The following is a 14,701-nucleotide window of genomic DNA, read 5'->3' as shown; positions in this document are numbered from 1 at the left end:
GCTCTTGTTCGTTCTGGCGTTGGCCGCCGGCTATGTCGACGCGGTCTCTTTTTTTGGTGCGGGCGTCTTCACCGCCAACATGACCGGCAATACGGTGCTCTTGGCCGGCTCGATTGCGGCGCATTGGTGGCCGCGTCTGCCGGGAACGATCGGTCTCGTATTGCCGCTACTGTCGATTCTCGCGTTCGTGGCGGGTGCGGCCATAACGGCCACGGCCGTCGGCAATCGTCCGTCCGAATCCACCTATCGCCGCCCGTTGCTCTTTTGCGTCGCGATTCTTCTGGCAGCGTCGGCGATCGGATGGCACGTTCTTCCGCTGTGGTCGATCGTCATCGCGCTGTCGGCATCGATGGGCGTGCAGAGCGTCGTCGCCGTTCGTCTCGGAATGCACGGCGTGTCGACCACGTACGTCACCGGCACGCTGGTTTCGGCAACGATGGCGTTGTGCGGGCGCCGCGTCGCTGCTCGCACTCGCGCGGGCGTTGCAGATCTAGCCGTTTGGGCGCTGTACCTGTTTGGCGCGATTGCCGGAGCGTTCGGAGAGGCAGCGTTCGGTACGCGCTCTCTCTGGGGCGCAGCAGTCGTCGTCGCGCTTTCCGCAACGTTCTTCTGAGGCCGGCGCATGCATTATCCGTTCGAGCTTGGTTCGGTCGTTCTGGGTCTGCTGGCAGTGGCGTGGTACACCGGTCTGTGGATCGCAGCGCCCGTTCGCGCCGGCAACGCTTCCGCAGCGCTTCGCATCCTGTCGATGATGGTGCTCGGAACGCTGCTGCCGCTCGTGCTGGCAACGTGCGACGTGCTGTATTGGTGGACGCTGTGGCTTGCGTTGGCGGTAGCGATCGTCGCGCGCATTCGCTCGTCCGGTTCGGATCGCTTCGCGGATGCCGGCGCAATGCTTGGGTCTTGGGACGTTGCACTCGCGTTCACCGTTCTCGTCGCACTGGCGTGGCCGGTAGCGGTGCGGCCGGTTATGGACGGCGATTCGTTGCACTACCATCTGCCGAACGCGGCAAGTTGGATCGTGCATCACGGTCTATGGACCACCGACACGCGCTACTGGTGGTACCCGCCGGCGTCGGAGTTGTTCGCAAGCGCGCTGTTGGCGATCGGCGGAGCCGGCGCGGCCGGATGGGGCGCGTTGCTTCCGGCCGCATTGATCGTTGCCGTGGCACGCGAGGCGGCGGTGCGCGCCGGATCGCCGGCTTTCGTTGGAACGTTGGGTGCGTGCGCGCTGCTTGCAACTCCGGTCGCTGCGTCGCAACTGATCAGCTTGCGCAACGATCTCTGGCTGGCAGCCTTATTCGCGGGCACGCTCACTTGGCTTTGGCCACCGGCGATGGGCGTTCTCGCACTGATCAAGCCGTACGGATTCATCTTTGCCTTGGCTTCGGGCGCGGCGTGGACGCGCGATCGCACGCGGACGTTGCTCGGAATCGCAGTGGCCGTCGCTTCGATCGGCCTCTGGTCGTTGCGCGATCTCGCGCTTTCTCGAAACGCCGTCGTTCCGATCGCGTCGACGAGAATACCGGATCCATGGCAATCGACAATCGGCGCCAACGTTCCGCATTCGTTGTCCGTTCTCGTCGCCGCATCGTGGAACGCAGGTTGGATGTGGAGCTTGCTTTTGCTCGCGGGCGCAATGTCGATCGTGTTGTGGCGAAAGCCTGCGTTCGGGTTGGCTGCGGCGCTTTCGCTCGCCGCATTGTTGTTCATCCCGACGGCGTATGAATTTGGAACGGTGCAGCAATTAGCGAGCGGAGAATCGTTGCGATTTGCGTTGCCGCTTGCGACGCTCGGATTGTTGTGGATGCTTTCGCTGCGTGCCGCACGGTGGGCCGTCGCCGCCGTCGCCTCGGTCGGAACGATCGTGGGGGTCGCTACCCAATGGGCGTTGTTTTCGAACGACGCGACGACGCACGACACTCCGCTCGTCGTTGCCGTCGCCGGACTCGTCGCGCTCGCCGTCGCCTGGCGCGGTTCGCAGCGCGTGCGCGTCGCGACCGCCGTTTGTGCGATGGCGTTGCTCGGGGCGTGGGCTGCCGGCGTCGCGCGCAATCATCCCGACGACTACGTGCGCGACCGGTTCGGAGGAGCGGCCGTCTACGCCGGCTTGCACGCCGGTCGGCCGATCGTGACGTTCGATCTGCCCGCAGGGGCCGTCATCATCGTGAACCCAAACGCTCGCGTGATCGACGGCCTCGATGCGTCGGTTTGCGCGCAGGCGCGGTCGTTGCACGCCGTCATCGCTACGTCGAGCACGCGCCTGCCATCCGTCAATTGCGGCAGGATCGTATACCGCGACGCCACGTCCGCGGTCGTGTTATAGTGGTTCGGCCATGTTCGCGCCGCTGAAGATCGGACCGATCGAAGTTTATCCCCCGGTCGTCCTGGCGCCGATGTCGGGCGTGACCAACCGCACGATGCGGGCGCTGTACAAACCCTTTGGACTCGGGCTAACCGTTACCGAGTTCGTCTCGTCCAACGCGCTGAAGTTCGGAAGCCGGCGCACGATGGAGATGATCGATCAGCACGGCGTCGAGCGACCGGTCTCGACCCAGCTGTGGGGCGACGATCCGGAAACGATGGCGCGAGCAGCTCGCTTGGTTCGCGAATGCGGCGCCGATATCGTCGACATCAATTTCGGCTGCCCGGCGCCAAAGGTGACAAAAACCAACGGCGGTTCGGCCTGCCTGCGCGATCCCGATCGCTGCGAAGCGATCGTGCGTGCGGTCGTGGACGCCGTCGACTGCCCCGTTACCGTAAAGATGCGCTTGGGCTGGACCGAGCGAGAACTCGTCTACGTCGACGTCGCCAAGCGCGCGCAGGCGGCCGGAGCGCAGGCGATTACGCTGCACGCTCGCACGGCACGTCAGTTTTACAAGGGTGTCGCCGATTGGGAGCACATCGCTCGACTCAAACGCGCGCTCGACGTTCCCGTGATCGGGAATGGCGACCTCAACGATGCCGCGGTGGCCGTCGAGCGCATGCGCGAAAGCGGTGTCGATGGTATCATGATCGGTCGCGCCGCGCTCGGTAATCCATGGCTGATAGCCCAAATTCGCGACGTGATGGAAGGCCGGCCGCAACGTGCGCTGCCGCCCGCGGCGGATCGATTACGCTATTGTTTGGTGCATTATCGAGCGATGGTCGACGAGTGGGGCGAATCGCGCGCCGTTCCGCAAATGCGTAAACACGTCGCGCTGTACCTCAAGGGTATACCCGGCGCTGCCGCGCTTCGCGAGCGCATCATGCATTTGGATCGCGCGGCCGATGCGGTCGCAACGATCGAAGCGGCGATCGAACGTCTCGAAACGGTCGACGTCGCAGCGTGAATACCGAAACGGCCGCCGCGAGCGGCGCCGAGCTCGCGGCGCAAACGTTTAGCGACTATCGCGACTTCGTCAATCCACCGTTGGCGCGCGTCATGAAGCTGTCGGGTTCGCCGGTCGAAGTGCGTGCGAGCGGCAGCACCATTTGGGATCAAAACGGAAAAGCGTATCTCGATTTCGCCGGTGGATACGGCGTGTTTACGCTGGGACATTCGCATCCGCGCGTGCTGGCCGCGGTGCGCGAGCAGATGGATCGGATGTCGCTGTCGAGCAAGACGATGTTCAACCCCGTGCTCGGACGAGCGGCCCGCCGTTTGGCCGAAATCGCTCCCGGCGATCTGCAAATTTCGTTTTGGTGTAACAGCGGAACCGAAGCGATCGAAGGCGCGATCAAACTCGCACGCGCCGCCACCGGCCGCGCGAAAATCGTCAGCACGCTCGACGCGTTTCACGGCAAGACGATGGGCGCTCTTTCCGTCAGCGGACGCGACACGTTCCGCGAACCGTTCCGTCCCCTGCTCGAAGGATTCGTACACGTACCGTACGGACGCCCGGAGGTACTCGAAGCCGCATTGCACGACGCGGCGGCGTTCGTGGTCGAGCCGGTGCAAGGCGAAGGCGGAATCAACATACCGCCGGACGGTTATCTGCGCGCCGTTCGCGAGGCCTGCGACGCCACCGGTGCGTTGTTTATCGCCGACGAAGTGCAAACCGGACTCGGCCGCTGCGGCTATCTCTTCGCGTGCGAACGCGAAAACGTCGTTCCCGACGTGATGACGCTGGCCAAAGGTCTATCCGGCGGGGTCATTCCGGTGGGCGCGTTCATCGCGACGCCGGCTGCTTGGAATCGCGCCTTCGCGAAGGCGCCGTTGTTGCATACATCGACCTTTGGCGGCAACGAATTGGCATGCGCCGCCGCTCTGGCCGCAATGGACGTGTTGGAAGACGACAATTTGGTCGAAAATGCCCGCGTACGGGGTAAACAGTTGCTCGATGGTGCCGAAGCGATACGCAGCGAGTTTCCACAGGTGGTTGCAGCGGTGCGCGGTCTCGGATTGATGGCCGGCGTCGAGTTACGGCACGAAGGTTACGGCGGCTGGATCATTCCCGAAATGTTGAAAGCCGGCGTAACGGCGGCGTGGACGCTCAACCTGCAACGAGTCATTCGTCTCGAACCGCCGTTGATCGTGCGGGAAGACGAGGTCGCAACGGCGTTGGCGGCGTTGCGGGCAGGGGTGGCTACCGCCTACGAGAAGCTCGGCCAACTATAGCGATGCCCTATGTGGAAACCGCCATCGCGATCGCCGCTCCGGCTCGCGTCGTCTACGAACTCGCGAAGGATCAAGAACGCTTTCCGCAGTTCATGCCGGACGTCGAAACCGTCGTCGTCCTCGAACGGCACGCCGAGTACACGGTCACGCGCTGGAAAACGTTGGTCGAAGAAGCGCCGATCGAGTGGACCGAAGAAGACCGGTTCGACGACGAACGCCGGCGTATCGATTACAAGCTGATCGAGGGCGACTTGGATAAATTCGAAGGCGCGTGGACGTTCGAAGAACGCGATGGCGTGACGCACGTCGTGCTCGGCGTCGATTACGATTTCGGCGTTCCGACGCTGGCCGAACTGATCGGTCCGACCCTGCAAAAGAAAGTGCAAGAAAACAGCGAGATGATGCTGGCCGCGCTCAAGCGCCAGGCCGAAGAAGCATGAAGCGTTTCTGTTTCGTCATCCATCCGCTGTCGCTGCAGGATGTCGCGCGCTACGAGCCGGGTGCCAAGGGCAAAGGCGATGCGATCATGCGCAAGATCATGTCGTGGATGCCGCCGTGGGCGGTGGTCCACGTCACCGGCGTGCGCACGCCCGACGGACGCGAAACCGAGGGATGGTTCGTCTCGGCGCCGCTCCTGCCGGAGCAGATGATCGAGTTTCCGCGCGAGCAGGTCTACGAACGTATCGTCGCAGCGATTCGCATCGGTGCCGAACTCGGTGCCGACGTCGCGGGATTGGGTGCGTTCACCGCGGTCGTCGGCGATGGTGGCGTCACCGTCAACGAGCGCTCGCCGATTCCAGTGACCACCGGCAACTCGCTCACTATCAAAGCCGGCATCGATAGTTTGTTTCGCGGCGCGCGCGAAATGGAGGTCGACGCTTCGCGGGCCACTGCCGTCGTCGTCGGCGCCACCGGATCGATCGGCAGCGCGTGCGCCGAGCTGATCGCGCCGCACGTCGAGCGGTTGGTACTCGTTGCGCGCAACGAAACGCGGCTGCGCAAATTTGCCGAAACCAAGGCCGCGCACTACCCGTGCGAAACGTCGTGGACGACCGATGTCAACGAGGGCGTGCGCCGGGGCCAGCTGATCGTTACCGCGACGTCCTCAACGCAAGACGTGATCGAACCCGAATCGTTGCAAACCGGCGCCGTCGTATGCGAACTGTCGCTTCCGCACGACGTCAGCGTCCGCGTTAGCGGGGAGCGGCCCGACGTGCTGGTGGTCGAGGGCGGCAACGTACTCGTCCCGGGCAACCCGCGGTTCGAACGGATACGCGAACCTGGAACCGAATTCGATTTGAATTTGCCGCCGAAGACCGTGCTGGCGTGCATGGGCGAAACGATGGTGCTGGCGCTCGAGGAACGTATCGAGCCGTTCACGTTAGGCCGCGGCATCGATTTGCGCAAGGTCGTCGAGATCGGCGAGATGGCCGATCGCTGCGGGTTCGCTCCGGCGAGCATGCGTGCGTTCGACGCAGCCATCACGCCCGAGCGCATCGCCGCAACCAAAGCCGCGGCGCACGCCCGGCGCAAGGAGGTCGTCGCGTGAAAAAGGTCGTTTCGGTTTCGCTCGGTTCGTCGAGACGCGACCACCGCGCCGAAGTGACGCTCTTGGGCGAAGCCTTCGATATCGCGCGGATCGGCACCGACGGAAAACTGGACGTGGCGGTTGCCAAGGTTCGCGAACTCGACGGAACGGTCGACGCCATCGGCTTGGGCGGCATCGACGTGTATCTGTACGCCGGGCGGCACCGGTACGCACTGCGCGACGGATTGCGATTGCTCGAAGCGGCGCACACCACGCCCGTCGTCGACGGCAGCGGTCTCAAAAACACGCTCGAACGCGAGGCGATTCGTTTCATGCGTGAGGATCTCGGAATCGAACTGCGCGGAACGCACGTGCTGATGGTGAGCGCGCTGGATCGCTTCGGCATGGCGCAAGCGCTCGTCGATGCCGGTGCCGATGTGTTGTTTGGCGATTTTATTTTCGCGCTCGACAAAGATATGCCGGTGCGTGACTTGGCGACCTTCGAAACGATGGCCGAGAAATATTTGCCGGACGCGTGCAAGCTGCCGTTCCAGTTCTTCTATCCGACCGGCAAAAAGCAAGACCGGCCGCCGCAACCCAAATATCCGCAGTATTATGAAGAAGCCGACATCATCGCGGGCGATTTTCATTTTATGCGCCAGTTCATGCCGGAGCGCATGGAGGGCAAGATCGTGTTGACCAACACGGTAACGCCGGCCGACGTCGCCGAGCTCGCGGCGCGCGGCGTCAAAACGCTCGTAACGACGACGCCGGATTTCGGCGGGCGGTCGTTCGGAACCAACGTCGTCGAGGCCGCACTGGTCGCGCTTTTAGGCAAGCGCTGGGACGAGGTGACGGCTGCCGATTACGAACGCTTGCTCGAGGACCTCGAGTTGCATCCGCGGGTGGTGCCACTCAACTAGCACCCGGCGACGAAGGGAGGGGAAGCATTTTACCCCCCGAACAAACCGCGCCAGCGCCCGATAGGGCGGCCCCTTTTTCCGAGGGTTTGTCCTTGAACGATAAAGAGATCGTATTGACCGCAGAGGGGTTGTCGAAGCTCGAAACCGAGTTAGACGAACTCAAGACGGTTCACCGCAGAGAAGTGAACGACCGGATTCGCCAAGCCAAAGAATACGGCGATCTGAGCGAAAACGCCGAGTACGAAGACGCCAAACAAGAACAGGCTTTTATTGAAGGCCGTATCTTGAAACTGGAAGGCATGATTCGCAACGCGCGGCTCATCGACGAATCGGAGTATGCCGCCGACGAAGTGCACCTCGGCGCGGTCGTAAAAGTCAAGGACCTGAAAAACGGCGAGACCTACGAGTTCTCGATCGTCGGTTCGGCCGAAGCCGATCCGAGCAATCAGCGTATATCCAACGAATCGCCGTTGGGACGCGCCTTGATCGGCCACAAGAAGAACGCGACGGTCGACGTTGCTACGCCGCGCGGCGTGATGAAGTACAAGATCGAATCGATCAAAAGCAACTCTCCAAAGAGAGCCGCAAAGAAAGCTAGCTAATCGGCGCCCGACGCCGGGACGGGATCATGCAAGAAGAGCTCGGCAAAACCGAAGCCGTCCTGATAGCGGCGCGGCGCGAGCGTCTGGCCGCGCTTCGCGCGCGCGGTAACGACCCGTTCGCGCAAACGCATTACGACGTAGACGCGACGGCCGACGAGTTGCACGCGCGCTACGACTTCCTGGTGCCCGGTCAGGACGCGTCCGCCGAAGGCTGGAACCTTGCCGGACGGCTGCTTTCGAAGCGAACGATGGGCAAAACCATCTTCGCCGATTTGAGCGATCGCACCGGAAGCATCCAGCTCTACGTGCGCAAGGACGAAATGGGCGAAGGCTCGTTTGCCGACTGGAACGACGTCGAACGCGGCGATATCGTGGGCGTGCGAGGCTACGTATTTCGCTCGAAGATGGGCGAAATTACGCTGCACGTCACGTCGTTTTCGGTGCTATCGAAATCGTTATTGCCGTTGCCCGACAAGTGGCACGGCCTGGTCGACGTCGAGAAGCGCTATCGCCAGCGTTACGTCGATTTGATCGTCAACCCCGACGCGCGCGATCTGCTCATCACCCGCAGCCAAATCATCGCGGAAATGCGTCGCTTTATCGATGCTCGCGGATTCTATGAGGTCGAAACGCCGACGCTGCTGCATCTGGCCGGCGGGGCGGCGGCGCGTCCGTTCGAGACGTATTGCCACGCGCTCGATCGTACCATGCAATTGCGCATCGCGACCGAGCTCAACCTCAAGCGATTAATCGTTGGCGGGCTCGAGCGCGTCTATGAAATCGGACGAATCTTTCGCAACGAAGGCATCGATACCACGCACAATCCCGAGTTCACGATGCTCGAACTCTACGCTGCGTATTGGAACGTCGACGATATGCTGCAGTTCAACGAAGAATTGATCGCGCATCTGGTCGACGTGGTCACCCTGGGTGACACCGAATTGCGTCGGGGAGACGCGGCGATTTCGTTCGTGCGCCCCTTCGCACGGATCGGATATTTAGAAGGCCTGGAGCGCTACAGCGACGGCAAATTCAGACGCGACCGGCTACTCGACCCGCACGGCGCGGCCGAGATTCTTCGAGATCTCGAGATGCCCGCGTCACCCACACACGGTCACGCCCTCGACAAAATTTTCGAACGCGTGCTCGAGCCGCATCTGATGCAGCCGACCTTCGTGACGAACTATCCCGTCGTGATTTCACCGCTGGCCAAGCGCCGGCACGACGATCCGGACTTGACCGAACGGTACGAACTGTTCTGCGCGCAGATGGAAGTGTCGAACGCATTTTCCGAGCTGAACGATCCCGACGATCAGCGTGGCCGCTTCGAATCGCAGATTCTCGACCGCGCCGGCGGCGATGACGAGGCGCCCGAGCCGGATTGGGATTACGTGCGCGCGTTAGAATATGGCATGCCGCCGACGGCCGGAATTGGAATCGGCGTCGACCGGCTGGTTATGCTGCTGACGAGCCAGACCTCGATCCGCGAAATACTGGCGTTTCCGCTGCAACGACAGCACGGATGACGGCACGCACGCTAACGATTACGGCGTGCGCCGCGGTGTTCGCAGCCGTAACGTTGTGGTCGCCGGCGCTAGCCAAGAAGCCGGCGGTTTCGTATTACCTCACGCCCGCCCAAGTCGACTTGTCGCAACTCCTCGAACCGCCTCCGGCGCCGGCTTCGGCCGCAGCCATCGACGACGCCAGAACGATGGCAACGGTGATGGCCGATCGGTCACCGGCCGACATCGCCGATGCGGCTGCCGACGCGCATCGCACCGTCTTTACGTTTGCGAACCTCTTGGGACCAAATTTCGTAGCCGAACGTTTGCCGCTAACCGTGCAACTCTTCGCTCACACCAGCGGCGACACCGAAGCGTTGATCGATGTGGCCAAGGCGTACTTCGATCGCCCGCGCCCGGAAGGCGCGCCGCAGACGCACGGCTCGTATCCGAGCGGCCACGCCGCATTTGCATCTTGCACGGCGATCCTGCTGGCAGAGATGGTACCAGAATTGCGTAAAGCAATTTTCCGCCGCGCCGAAATTTTTGCGGACCGTCGTATTGTCGCCGGCGTGCACTATCCCACCGACGTTGAGGCCGGTTGGATCGCGGGTACGATCGTCGCATACGCGTTGATGCGAGAGCCGCGATTCGAGACCGATTTCGCCGCGGCGAGGGCCGAGGTGCGCGCGACCTTGGGTCTGCCGGTCGCCGCAACCTCCGAGGGCGTGGACGCGTTCGGGGAAGTACTAACTTCCCAAAAGTAAGGAGACGAAGATTCCCGTGGATCTCACCAAGGAATATCCGCGCAGCGCTCGCGACAAGTGGCAAGGCGTCGTCATGCTCGGTCGCGCGGTCGATAAAGGTAAAGCGACGGCCGCCGGAACCAACGGCGAGTACAATTTCGACTGCCCGATGGATCAAGCGGTGTTCGGATTTTTGAACATCAATGGCGCTCAATTGCTCGAAGCCATCAAGAAATCGGATGGCGACGCGGGCATCGAGGATTACACGCGTGCGTTCGTCGCGGCCAAGTCCACCGAAGAGATCGAACAGTTTAACCAGCAGTTTCTGGAACGCCGCCCGGACGGCGATTCGATCGGCTTTTTCGAAGATCTGCGTAGCAAGGTGGCGCCGGATCGCACCGACGTCGTGACGTGGGTAGACGTTCTGGACCTCGACGAGAAGCGCAACGTTCCGAAACGGACGGCGTCGGTCGTCTGACCTCACTGCGCTTGACCGTCGAATACGACGGTTCGGCCTTTTGCGGTTTCCAGTGGCAGCCGAAACTCCGCACGGTGGCCGGCACGCTGGAAGCCGCACTCGGGCGTCTCTTGTCGGAGCCCATCAAATGCACTGCCGCCGGCCGCACCGATGCCGGCGTTCACGCCACCGGACAGGTCGTATCGTTTCAGACGGAGCGCGCGTTTCCGTTCGACCGGCTGGTCCTCGCGCTCAACTCGGTTCTTCCGTCCGATCTGGCGGTGCGCGAGAGCGCTGCGGTCGATGAGGACTTCTCGGCCCGCTTCTCGGCCGAGGAGCGGACCTATGAGTATGCCGTCTATAACGCCCGAAGCCGTTCGCCGATGCTGGCATACCGAGCCACCCTGGTGCCCTACGACGTCGATATGGACGCCATGCGCCGTGGCGCCGAGTCGCTGATCGGCCGCCACGACTTTCGGTCGTTTTGCGGCGTTCCGCCGGACAACGGCAACACCGTGCGGACGGTTCGATCGCTCGAGATCGAGCGTCGCGGCGATCTCATCCGCTTTCGAATCTCGGCCGACGGCTTTTTACACCGCATGGTCCGAACCGTGGTCGGCACGCTGCTGGAGGTCGGCAGGGAGCGGCGACCGGCAGAAAGTCTGCCGGGGGTGGTCGAGGCCCGGAGGCGGGAAGCGGCCGGTTTGAGCGCTCCGGCCCATGGGTTGTACCTGGCCGGGGTGCGTTTTCGCGATGGGTACGACTCATATCGTACGCCCGCGGTCTTGACGGGGTTCGTGGCCGACAGGTAAGATGCGAAGGCTGCCCCGCGGCGCGACAGCCCCGCGGAGCTTTGTCTTGACGTTATTTTTGAGGAAGACGCGCGCAACTATGCGGACCTATCAACAGAAAACCGCCGAAACCAAGCACGACTGGTACGTCGTCGATGCCGCCGGACAGCGGCTGGGCACGTTAGCGGTACGGATCGCTCGCGCTCTTTCGGGTAAGAACAAACCGACCTGGACGCCGCACATCGACGATGGCGACTACGTGGTCGTGATCAATGCCGACAAGGTCGAGTTGGGCGGCAACAAACTGGATCAGAAGATTTATTATCGTCACTCCGGATTTCCGGGCGGTCTGCGCGAGCAGACGGCACGTGAGGTCCAAAACAAGCATCCGGAGCGCCTGATCGAGATGGCGGTTCGCGGAATGCTCGCCGGAAACCGGACGCGCAACGATCGCTTGGCTCGACTGAACGTCTACGCCGGTGCCGATCATCCGCACGCCGCACAACATCCTCAGCCGCTGTCGTAGGGAGTCGTCGTTGGACAACGTTATTCAAGCCACCGGTCGTCGTAAGCGCGCCATCGCTCGCGTTCAGTTGACGCTCGGCCAGGGCGTCATCACGATCAACAAAAAGCCCGTGGAAGAATACTTCCCGCGGCCGCAGCTGCTGCAGATCGTGCGCCAGCCGTTCGAAGCCACGCAGAGCGCCTCGCGCTTCGACGTTTCGGTGAAGACCGAAGGCGGCGGCGTCACCGGCCAAGCCGGTGCGGTGCGCCATGGAATCGCTCGCGCGCTCGTCGAGATGGACGAGAGCCTGAAATCGATTTTGCGTCAAAATGGGTTTTTGACCCGCGATCCGCGCGAGAAAGAATCGAAGAAGTACGGACGCAAGCGGGCCCGTAAGCGTTTCCAATACAGCAAACGCTAATTCCGGTTCGGAATCTGCCGAAGCCACGTCGAACGGAGCCGTCCATCATGGGCGGCTCTTTTCTATTGGTCCTGCGACTGCTGGCAATCGTTGCCGGCGTCGCGGCATTGGCTTGGCAGCCGGACGCGTCGTGGATCGAACGCGCCTACTCGAACGGCGGCTATTCGCAATGGGAACACGTCGCGTTTGCGATAACGAATCCGATTCCGTGGTCGGCCGGGGACATCGCCACGCTGATCGGCGCCGCCGGCGCGATCTGGTGCATCGCGATTGCGGTGCGCGCGCCGCGCGCGAAGCGGTTTCGTGCGATCGGATCGCTCGTATTGTCGCTGGCCGCCATAGCTGGAGCATATGCTGTATGGTTTGAGGCGTCTTGGGGCTGGAACTATGCGCGCGCCCCGATCGAGTCGCGCGTTCGCTTCGATCCGTCGCGCATCACCACGGCGGCCGCAGAGCGACTTCGCGCGATCGCGGTCGAGCATATGAATCGCCTCGCGCCTGCGGCCCACGCGCTCGCGGCACAACCGCTCGACCTCGCGAAGTTGCGCGCATCCTGGCTGCCGGCAGTGCGCTCCGGCGGTGACGATTGGGATCCTAACGTCGGGTCTGCCAAACCGACGATCGCAAATCCGTTCATGATGGCAACGGGTACCAGCGGGTTCATCAATCCGTTCGCGCTGACCGTGCAGATTTCGAGCGACGTTCTATGGTTCGAGCGTCCGTTCGATCAAGCGCACGAGTGGAGTCACGTTGCCGCGTATGCACGCGAAGACGAAGCCAACTACCTCGCCATCGTTACGTGCCTGCGATCGCACGATCCGGCGATCCAGTACTCCGGCTGGTTCGAACTGTTCTTATATCTGCCGCAGAAAACGACGTACGCGAAGTCGGACTTCAATTCACTCGTGTGGCAAGATTTCGCCGCCATGCGCAAACGCAACGCGCACAACGTCAACGTTCTGCTGTCGCGCTGGACCTGGAAAACCTACAACGCCTATCTCAAGACCAATCGCATTGCCTCGGGCATCGAGAACTATAACGAAGTCACCCGGCTGGTCCTCGGCGTCCCGCTGGATGCGAACGGACTGCCCGTGCCGGTTTCAGGCGGTGCGCCGCCCGTCTGACACGGCGTTAGGGTAGAATACGGTCATGACGACAGTACTCTCGCCCCGATTTTCCGATGCGCTCGCCTACGCGGCGTTCGTGCATCGCAATCAACAGCGCAAGGGATCCGGCGTTCCCTACATCGGCCATCTTCTCGGCGTAACCGACATCGTTCTCGGCGCGAAGGGTGACGAAGATGAGGCGATCGCAGCGCTGTTACACGATGCGGCCGAAGATCAGGGCGGCCGGCACGAACTCGAGCAGATTCGCCTACGATTTGGTGACCGTGTCGCGCGCATCGTCGAGGCGCTGTCGGATGACCTTCCGGAGAAACCGGGCGGCCGCAAATCACCCTGGCATCCACGCAAGGAAGCGTATCACCAACATCTCCGGGCAAACCCTGACTCGTCGGTGTGGCTCGTCAGCGCCGCCGACAAGCTCAATAACGTACGAGCGACCGTGACCGATCTTCGAGCGGACGGTCCGGTGGTGTGGGAGCGGTTCAGTGCGGAGCCACCCGAGCAAGTCTGGAACTACGGAACGCTTCTCGAAATCTACCGCACCAGCGACGATCCGCGTCTGCGACCGATCGTCGATGAACTCGCACGCGCGGTCGCCGCCCTGAGGGAAGAAGCGGCGAAAATGTAAACGGTCATATCGCGGCAACGCCACGCTCGGCTTCCGGATATGCCGGCATCGTAGGCTGGGCGAATGTTCGACGTAGGAGACTCATTACGCGCGGGTTTTGATTCCGCGCAACGCGCGTTGTTGGACGCGCAAACGGCGTTGGCGCGCGCAGGGGCCGGCGGCGACGCGGCACACGGCAACGCGGCGATGGCGCAGACGGCGCAGGCCGCATTATTTCAAGAAGCGTTGCTCGCGGCCGAACACGCGCGGCTGGCGGAAATGAAGGGCGTCGCACGATGACGATGCCGCTGCTCGATGCCGCAGCCGATGCGATGGACGCACAACGCGCCGCCCTCGATGTCGCCGCGCGAAATGTGGCTGCCGCAGAAGCTGCCGGACCGAACGGAAGCTATCTGCGAGAGATTCCTCAGTTTCGAGTTGCGGCCGGCGAGGACGGCGAGCCGTATGCGGCCTTTGCGGGAACACGAACGCAACCCGGCGTCGACGTCGACATCCTGACCGAGCTGATCGCCGTGATGAATGCATCGCGCGCCTACGAGTCGGATGCTGCGCTGTTCGATACCGGGAAAACGCTGGCGGAGAAGACCATCGACATGGGCCGGTTATGACGGTCGTTCCGGTACATCCGGATGAAGCGCCGGATTTTGACCGCACGCGAACGCTCGATCCGGGAGCGTTCGCGCGGGCGCTCGACGGCGTCGGAGGCGTGCTCGATCGGGCCGAACGGTCCGAAGATGCGTTCGCGCGCCGCGCCGGCACGCTGGCCGATGCGGTGTACGACCGGTCGCGCGCCGACATCGTGCTGGCCGTAGCGACGTCTGCGCTGCAGCGTGCGGCACAGTCGCTGCAAGCCGTTGCCAACATGCAGGTGTAA

General features: G+C 62.7%; 19 protein-coding genes. All 19 read left to right on the top strand.

Features of this window, described 5'->3' with window-relative positions; all coding sequences use genetic code 11:
• The first annotated feature begins 4 nt into the window (after positions 1-4).
• The 19 genes from VGF98_09325 (at position 5) to VGF98_09235 (ending at position 14,701) form a co-directional block, all read left to right on the top strand.
• Entirely contained in the window at positions 5-613 is a 609-nt protein-coding gene (locus tag VGF98_09325) for a YoaK family protein (GenBank protein ID HEY1681823.1), read from the top strand.
• A gap of 9 nt (positions 614-622) precedes the next feature.
• Positions 623-2,326 (top strand): hypothetical protein, encoded by a 1,704-nt coding sequence (locus tag VGF98_09320; GenBank protein ID HEY1681822.1) that lies wholly within the window; start codon positions 623-625, stop codon positions 2,324-2,326.
• A gap of 10 nt (positions 2,327-2,336) precedes the next feature.
• The gene (dusB, locus tag VGF98_09315; GenBank protein HEY1681821.1) at positions 2,337-3,332 is read left to right on the top strand and encodes a tRNA dihydrouridine synthase DusB; all 996 of its coding nucleotides are present in this window, start codon (positions 2,337-2,339) and stop codon (positions 3,330-3,332) included.
• Positions 3,329-4,600, top strand: coding sequence for an aspartate aminotransferase family protein (locus VGF98_09310; GenBank protein ID HEY1681820.1), 1,272 nt, complete (start codon positions 3,329-3,331; stop codon positions 4,598-4,600). The genes dusB and VGF98_09310 overlap by 4 nt, the downstream gene beginning before the upstream one ends.
• Positions 4,601-4,611: 11 nt before the next feature.
• Complete coding sequence (locus VGF98_09305; GenBank protein ID HEY1681819.1) at positions 4,612-5,040, top strand: SRPBCC family protein; 429 nt, start codon at positions 4,612-4,614, stop codon at positions 5,038-5,040.
• Positions 5,037-6,149, top strand: coding sequence for a hypothetical protein (locus VGF98_09300; GenBank protein HEY1681818.1), 1,113 nt, complete (start codon positions 5,037-5,039; stop codon positions 6,147-6,149). The genes VGF98_09305 and VGF98_09300 overlap by 4 nt, the downstream gene beginning before the upstream one ends.
• A complete protein-coding gene (locus VGF98_09295; protein ID HEY1681817.1) occupies positions 6,146-7,051 on the top strand; it encodes a hypothetical protein in 906 nt (301 codons plus the stop codon). The genes VGF98_09300 and VGF98_09295 overlap by 4 nt, the downstream gene beginning before the upstream one ends.
• 92 nt (positions 7,052-7,143) lie before the next feature.
• Entirely contained in the window at positions 7,144-7,653 is a 510-nt protein-coding gene (gene greA, locus VGF98_09290; protein ID HEY1681816.1) for a transcription elongation factor GreA, read from the top strand.
• 26 nt (positions 7,654-7,679) lie between these two features.
• Complete coding sequence (lysS, locus tag VGF98_09285) at positions 7,680-9,179, top strand: lysine--tRNA ligase (GenBank protein HEY1681815.1); 1,500 nt, start codon at positions 7,680-7,682, stop codon at positions 9,177-9,179.
• Entirely contained in the window at positions 9,176-9,922 is a 747-nt protein-coding gene (locus tag VGF98_09280) for a phosphatase PAP2 family protein (protein HEY1681814.1), read from the top strand. Before lysS ends, VGF98_09280 begins: the two co-directional genes overlap by 4 nt.
• Positions 9,923-9,938: 16 nt before the next feature.
• Positions 9,939-10,379: a DUF5069 domain-containing protein gene (locus VGF98_09275; GenBank protein ID HEY1681813.1), complete on the top strand. Its 441-nt coding sequence runs from the start codon at positions 9,939-9,941 to the stop codon at positions 10,377-10,379.
• Between the two features lie 11 nt (positions 10,380-10,390).
• Entirely contained in the window at positions 10,391-11,170 is a 780-nt protein-coding gene (truA, locus tag VGF98_09270) for a tRNA pseudouridine(38-40) synthase TruA (protein HEY1681812.1), read from the top strand.
• A 79-nt stretch (positions 11,171-11,249) separates the two neighbouring features.
• Positions 11,250-11,675, top strand: coding sequence for a 50S ribosomal protein L13 (rplM, locus tag VGF98_09265; protein ID HEY1681811.1), 426 nt, complete (start codon positions 11,250-11,252; stop codon positions 11,673-11,675).
• 10 nt (positions 11,676-11,685) lie between these two features.
• Positions 11,686-12,075, top strand: a complete 390-nt coding sequence (gene rpsI, locus VGF98_09260) for a 30S ribosomal protein S9 (GenBank protein HEY1681810.1) — start codon at positions 11,686-11,688, stop codon at positions 12,073-12,075.
• A gap of 47 nt (positions 12,076-12,122) precedes the next feature.
• Positions 12,123-13,199: a DUF3810 family protein gene (locus VGF98_09255; GenBank protein HEY1681809.1), complete on the top strand. Its 1,077-nt coding sequence runs from the start codon at positions 12,123-12,125 to the stop codon at positions 13,197-13,199.
• Between the two features lie 25 nt (positions 13,200-13,224).
• A complete protein-coding gene (locus VGF98_09250; GenBank protein ID HEY1681808.1) occupies positions 13,225-13,827 on the top strand; it encodes an HD domain-containing protein in 603 nt (200 codons plus the stop codon).
• Positions 13,828-13,890: 63 nt separating this feature from the next.
• Positions 13,891-14,106: a hypothetical protein gene (locus VGF98_09245; GenBank protein ID HEY1681807.1), complete on the top strand. Its 216-nt coding sequence runs from the start codon at positions 13,891-13,893 to the stop codon at positions 14,104-14,106.
• Positions 14,103-14,435 carry a hypothetical protein gene (locus tag VGF98_09240; GenBank protein ID HEY1681806.1) on the top strand — a complete coding sequence of 111 codons (333 nt, stop codon included), beginning with the start codon at positions 14,103-14,105 and terminating at the stop codon, positions 14,433-14,435. The genes VGF98_09245 and VGF98_09240 overlap by 4 nt, the downstream gene beginning before the upstream one ends.
• A complete protein-coding gene (locus VGF98_09235) occupies positions 14,432-14,701 on the top strand; it encodes a hypothetical protein (GenBank protein ID HEY1681805.1) in 270 nt (89 codons plus the stop codon). Before VGF98_09240 ends, VGF98_09235 begins: the two co-directional genes overlap by 4 nt.

Origin of the sequence: Candidatus Tumulicola sp. (assembly GCA_036490475.1) — a bacterium.
Lineage (GTDB): Bacteria > Vulcanimicrobiota > Vulcanimicrobiia > Vulcanimicrobiales > Vulcanimicrobiaceae > Tumulicola.
Note: the sequence above shows the minus strand (reverse complement) of the source record. Positions and strands in the feature narration are given on the sequence as shown.

Coding starts and splice junctions, on each gene's coding strand:
- rplM (HEY1681811.1), top strand. CDS start 11,250: ATGCGGACCTATCAACAGAAAACCGCCGAAACCAAGCACGACTGGTAC.
- VGF98_09320 (HEY1681822.1), top strand. CDS start 623: ATGCATTATCCGTTCGAGCTTGGTTCGGTCGTTCTGGGTCTGCTGGCA.
- VGF98_09300 (HEY1681818.1), top strand. CDS start 5,037: ATGAAGCGTTTCTGTTTCGTCATCCATCCGCTGTCGCTGCAGGATGTC.
- VGF98_09250 (HEY1681808.1), top strand. CDS start 13,225: ATGACGACAGTACTCTCGCCCCGATTTTCCGATGCGCTCGCCTACGCG.
- dusB (HEY1681821.1), top strand. CDS start 2,337: ATGTTCGCGCCGCTGAAGATCGGACCGATCGAAGTTTATCCCCCGGTC.
- VGF98_09245 (HEY1681807.1), top strand. CDS start 13,891: ATGTTCGACGTAGGAGACTCATTACGCGCGGGTTTTGATTCCGCGCAA.
- lysS (HEY1681815.1), top strand. CDS start 7,680: ATGCAAGAAGAGCTCGGCAAAACCGAAGCCGTCCTGATAGCGGCGCGG.
- VGF98_09240 (HEY1681806.1), top strand. CDS start 14,103: ATGACGATGCCGCTGCTCGATGCCGCAGCCGATGCGATGGACGCACAA.
- VGF98_09280 (HEY1681814.1), top strand. CDS start 9,176: ATGACGGCACGCACGCTAACGATTACGGCGTGCGCCGCGGTGTTCGCA.
- VGF98_09235 (HEY1681805.1), top strand. CDS start 14,432: ATGACGGTCGTTCCGGTACATCCGGATGAAGCGCCGGATTTTGACCGC.
- VGF98_09255 (HEY1681809.1), top strand. CDS start 12,123: ATGGGCGGCTCTTTTCTATTGGTCCTGCGACTGCTGGCAATCGTTGCC.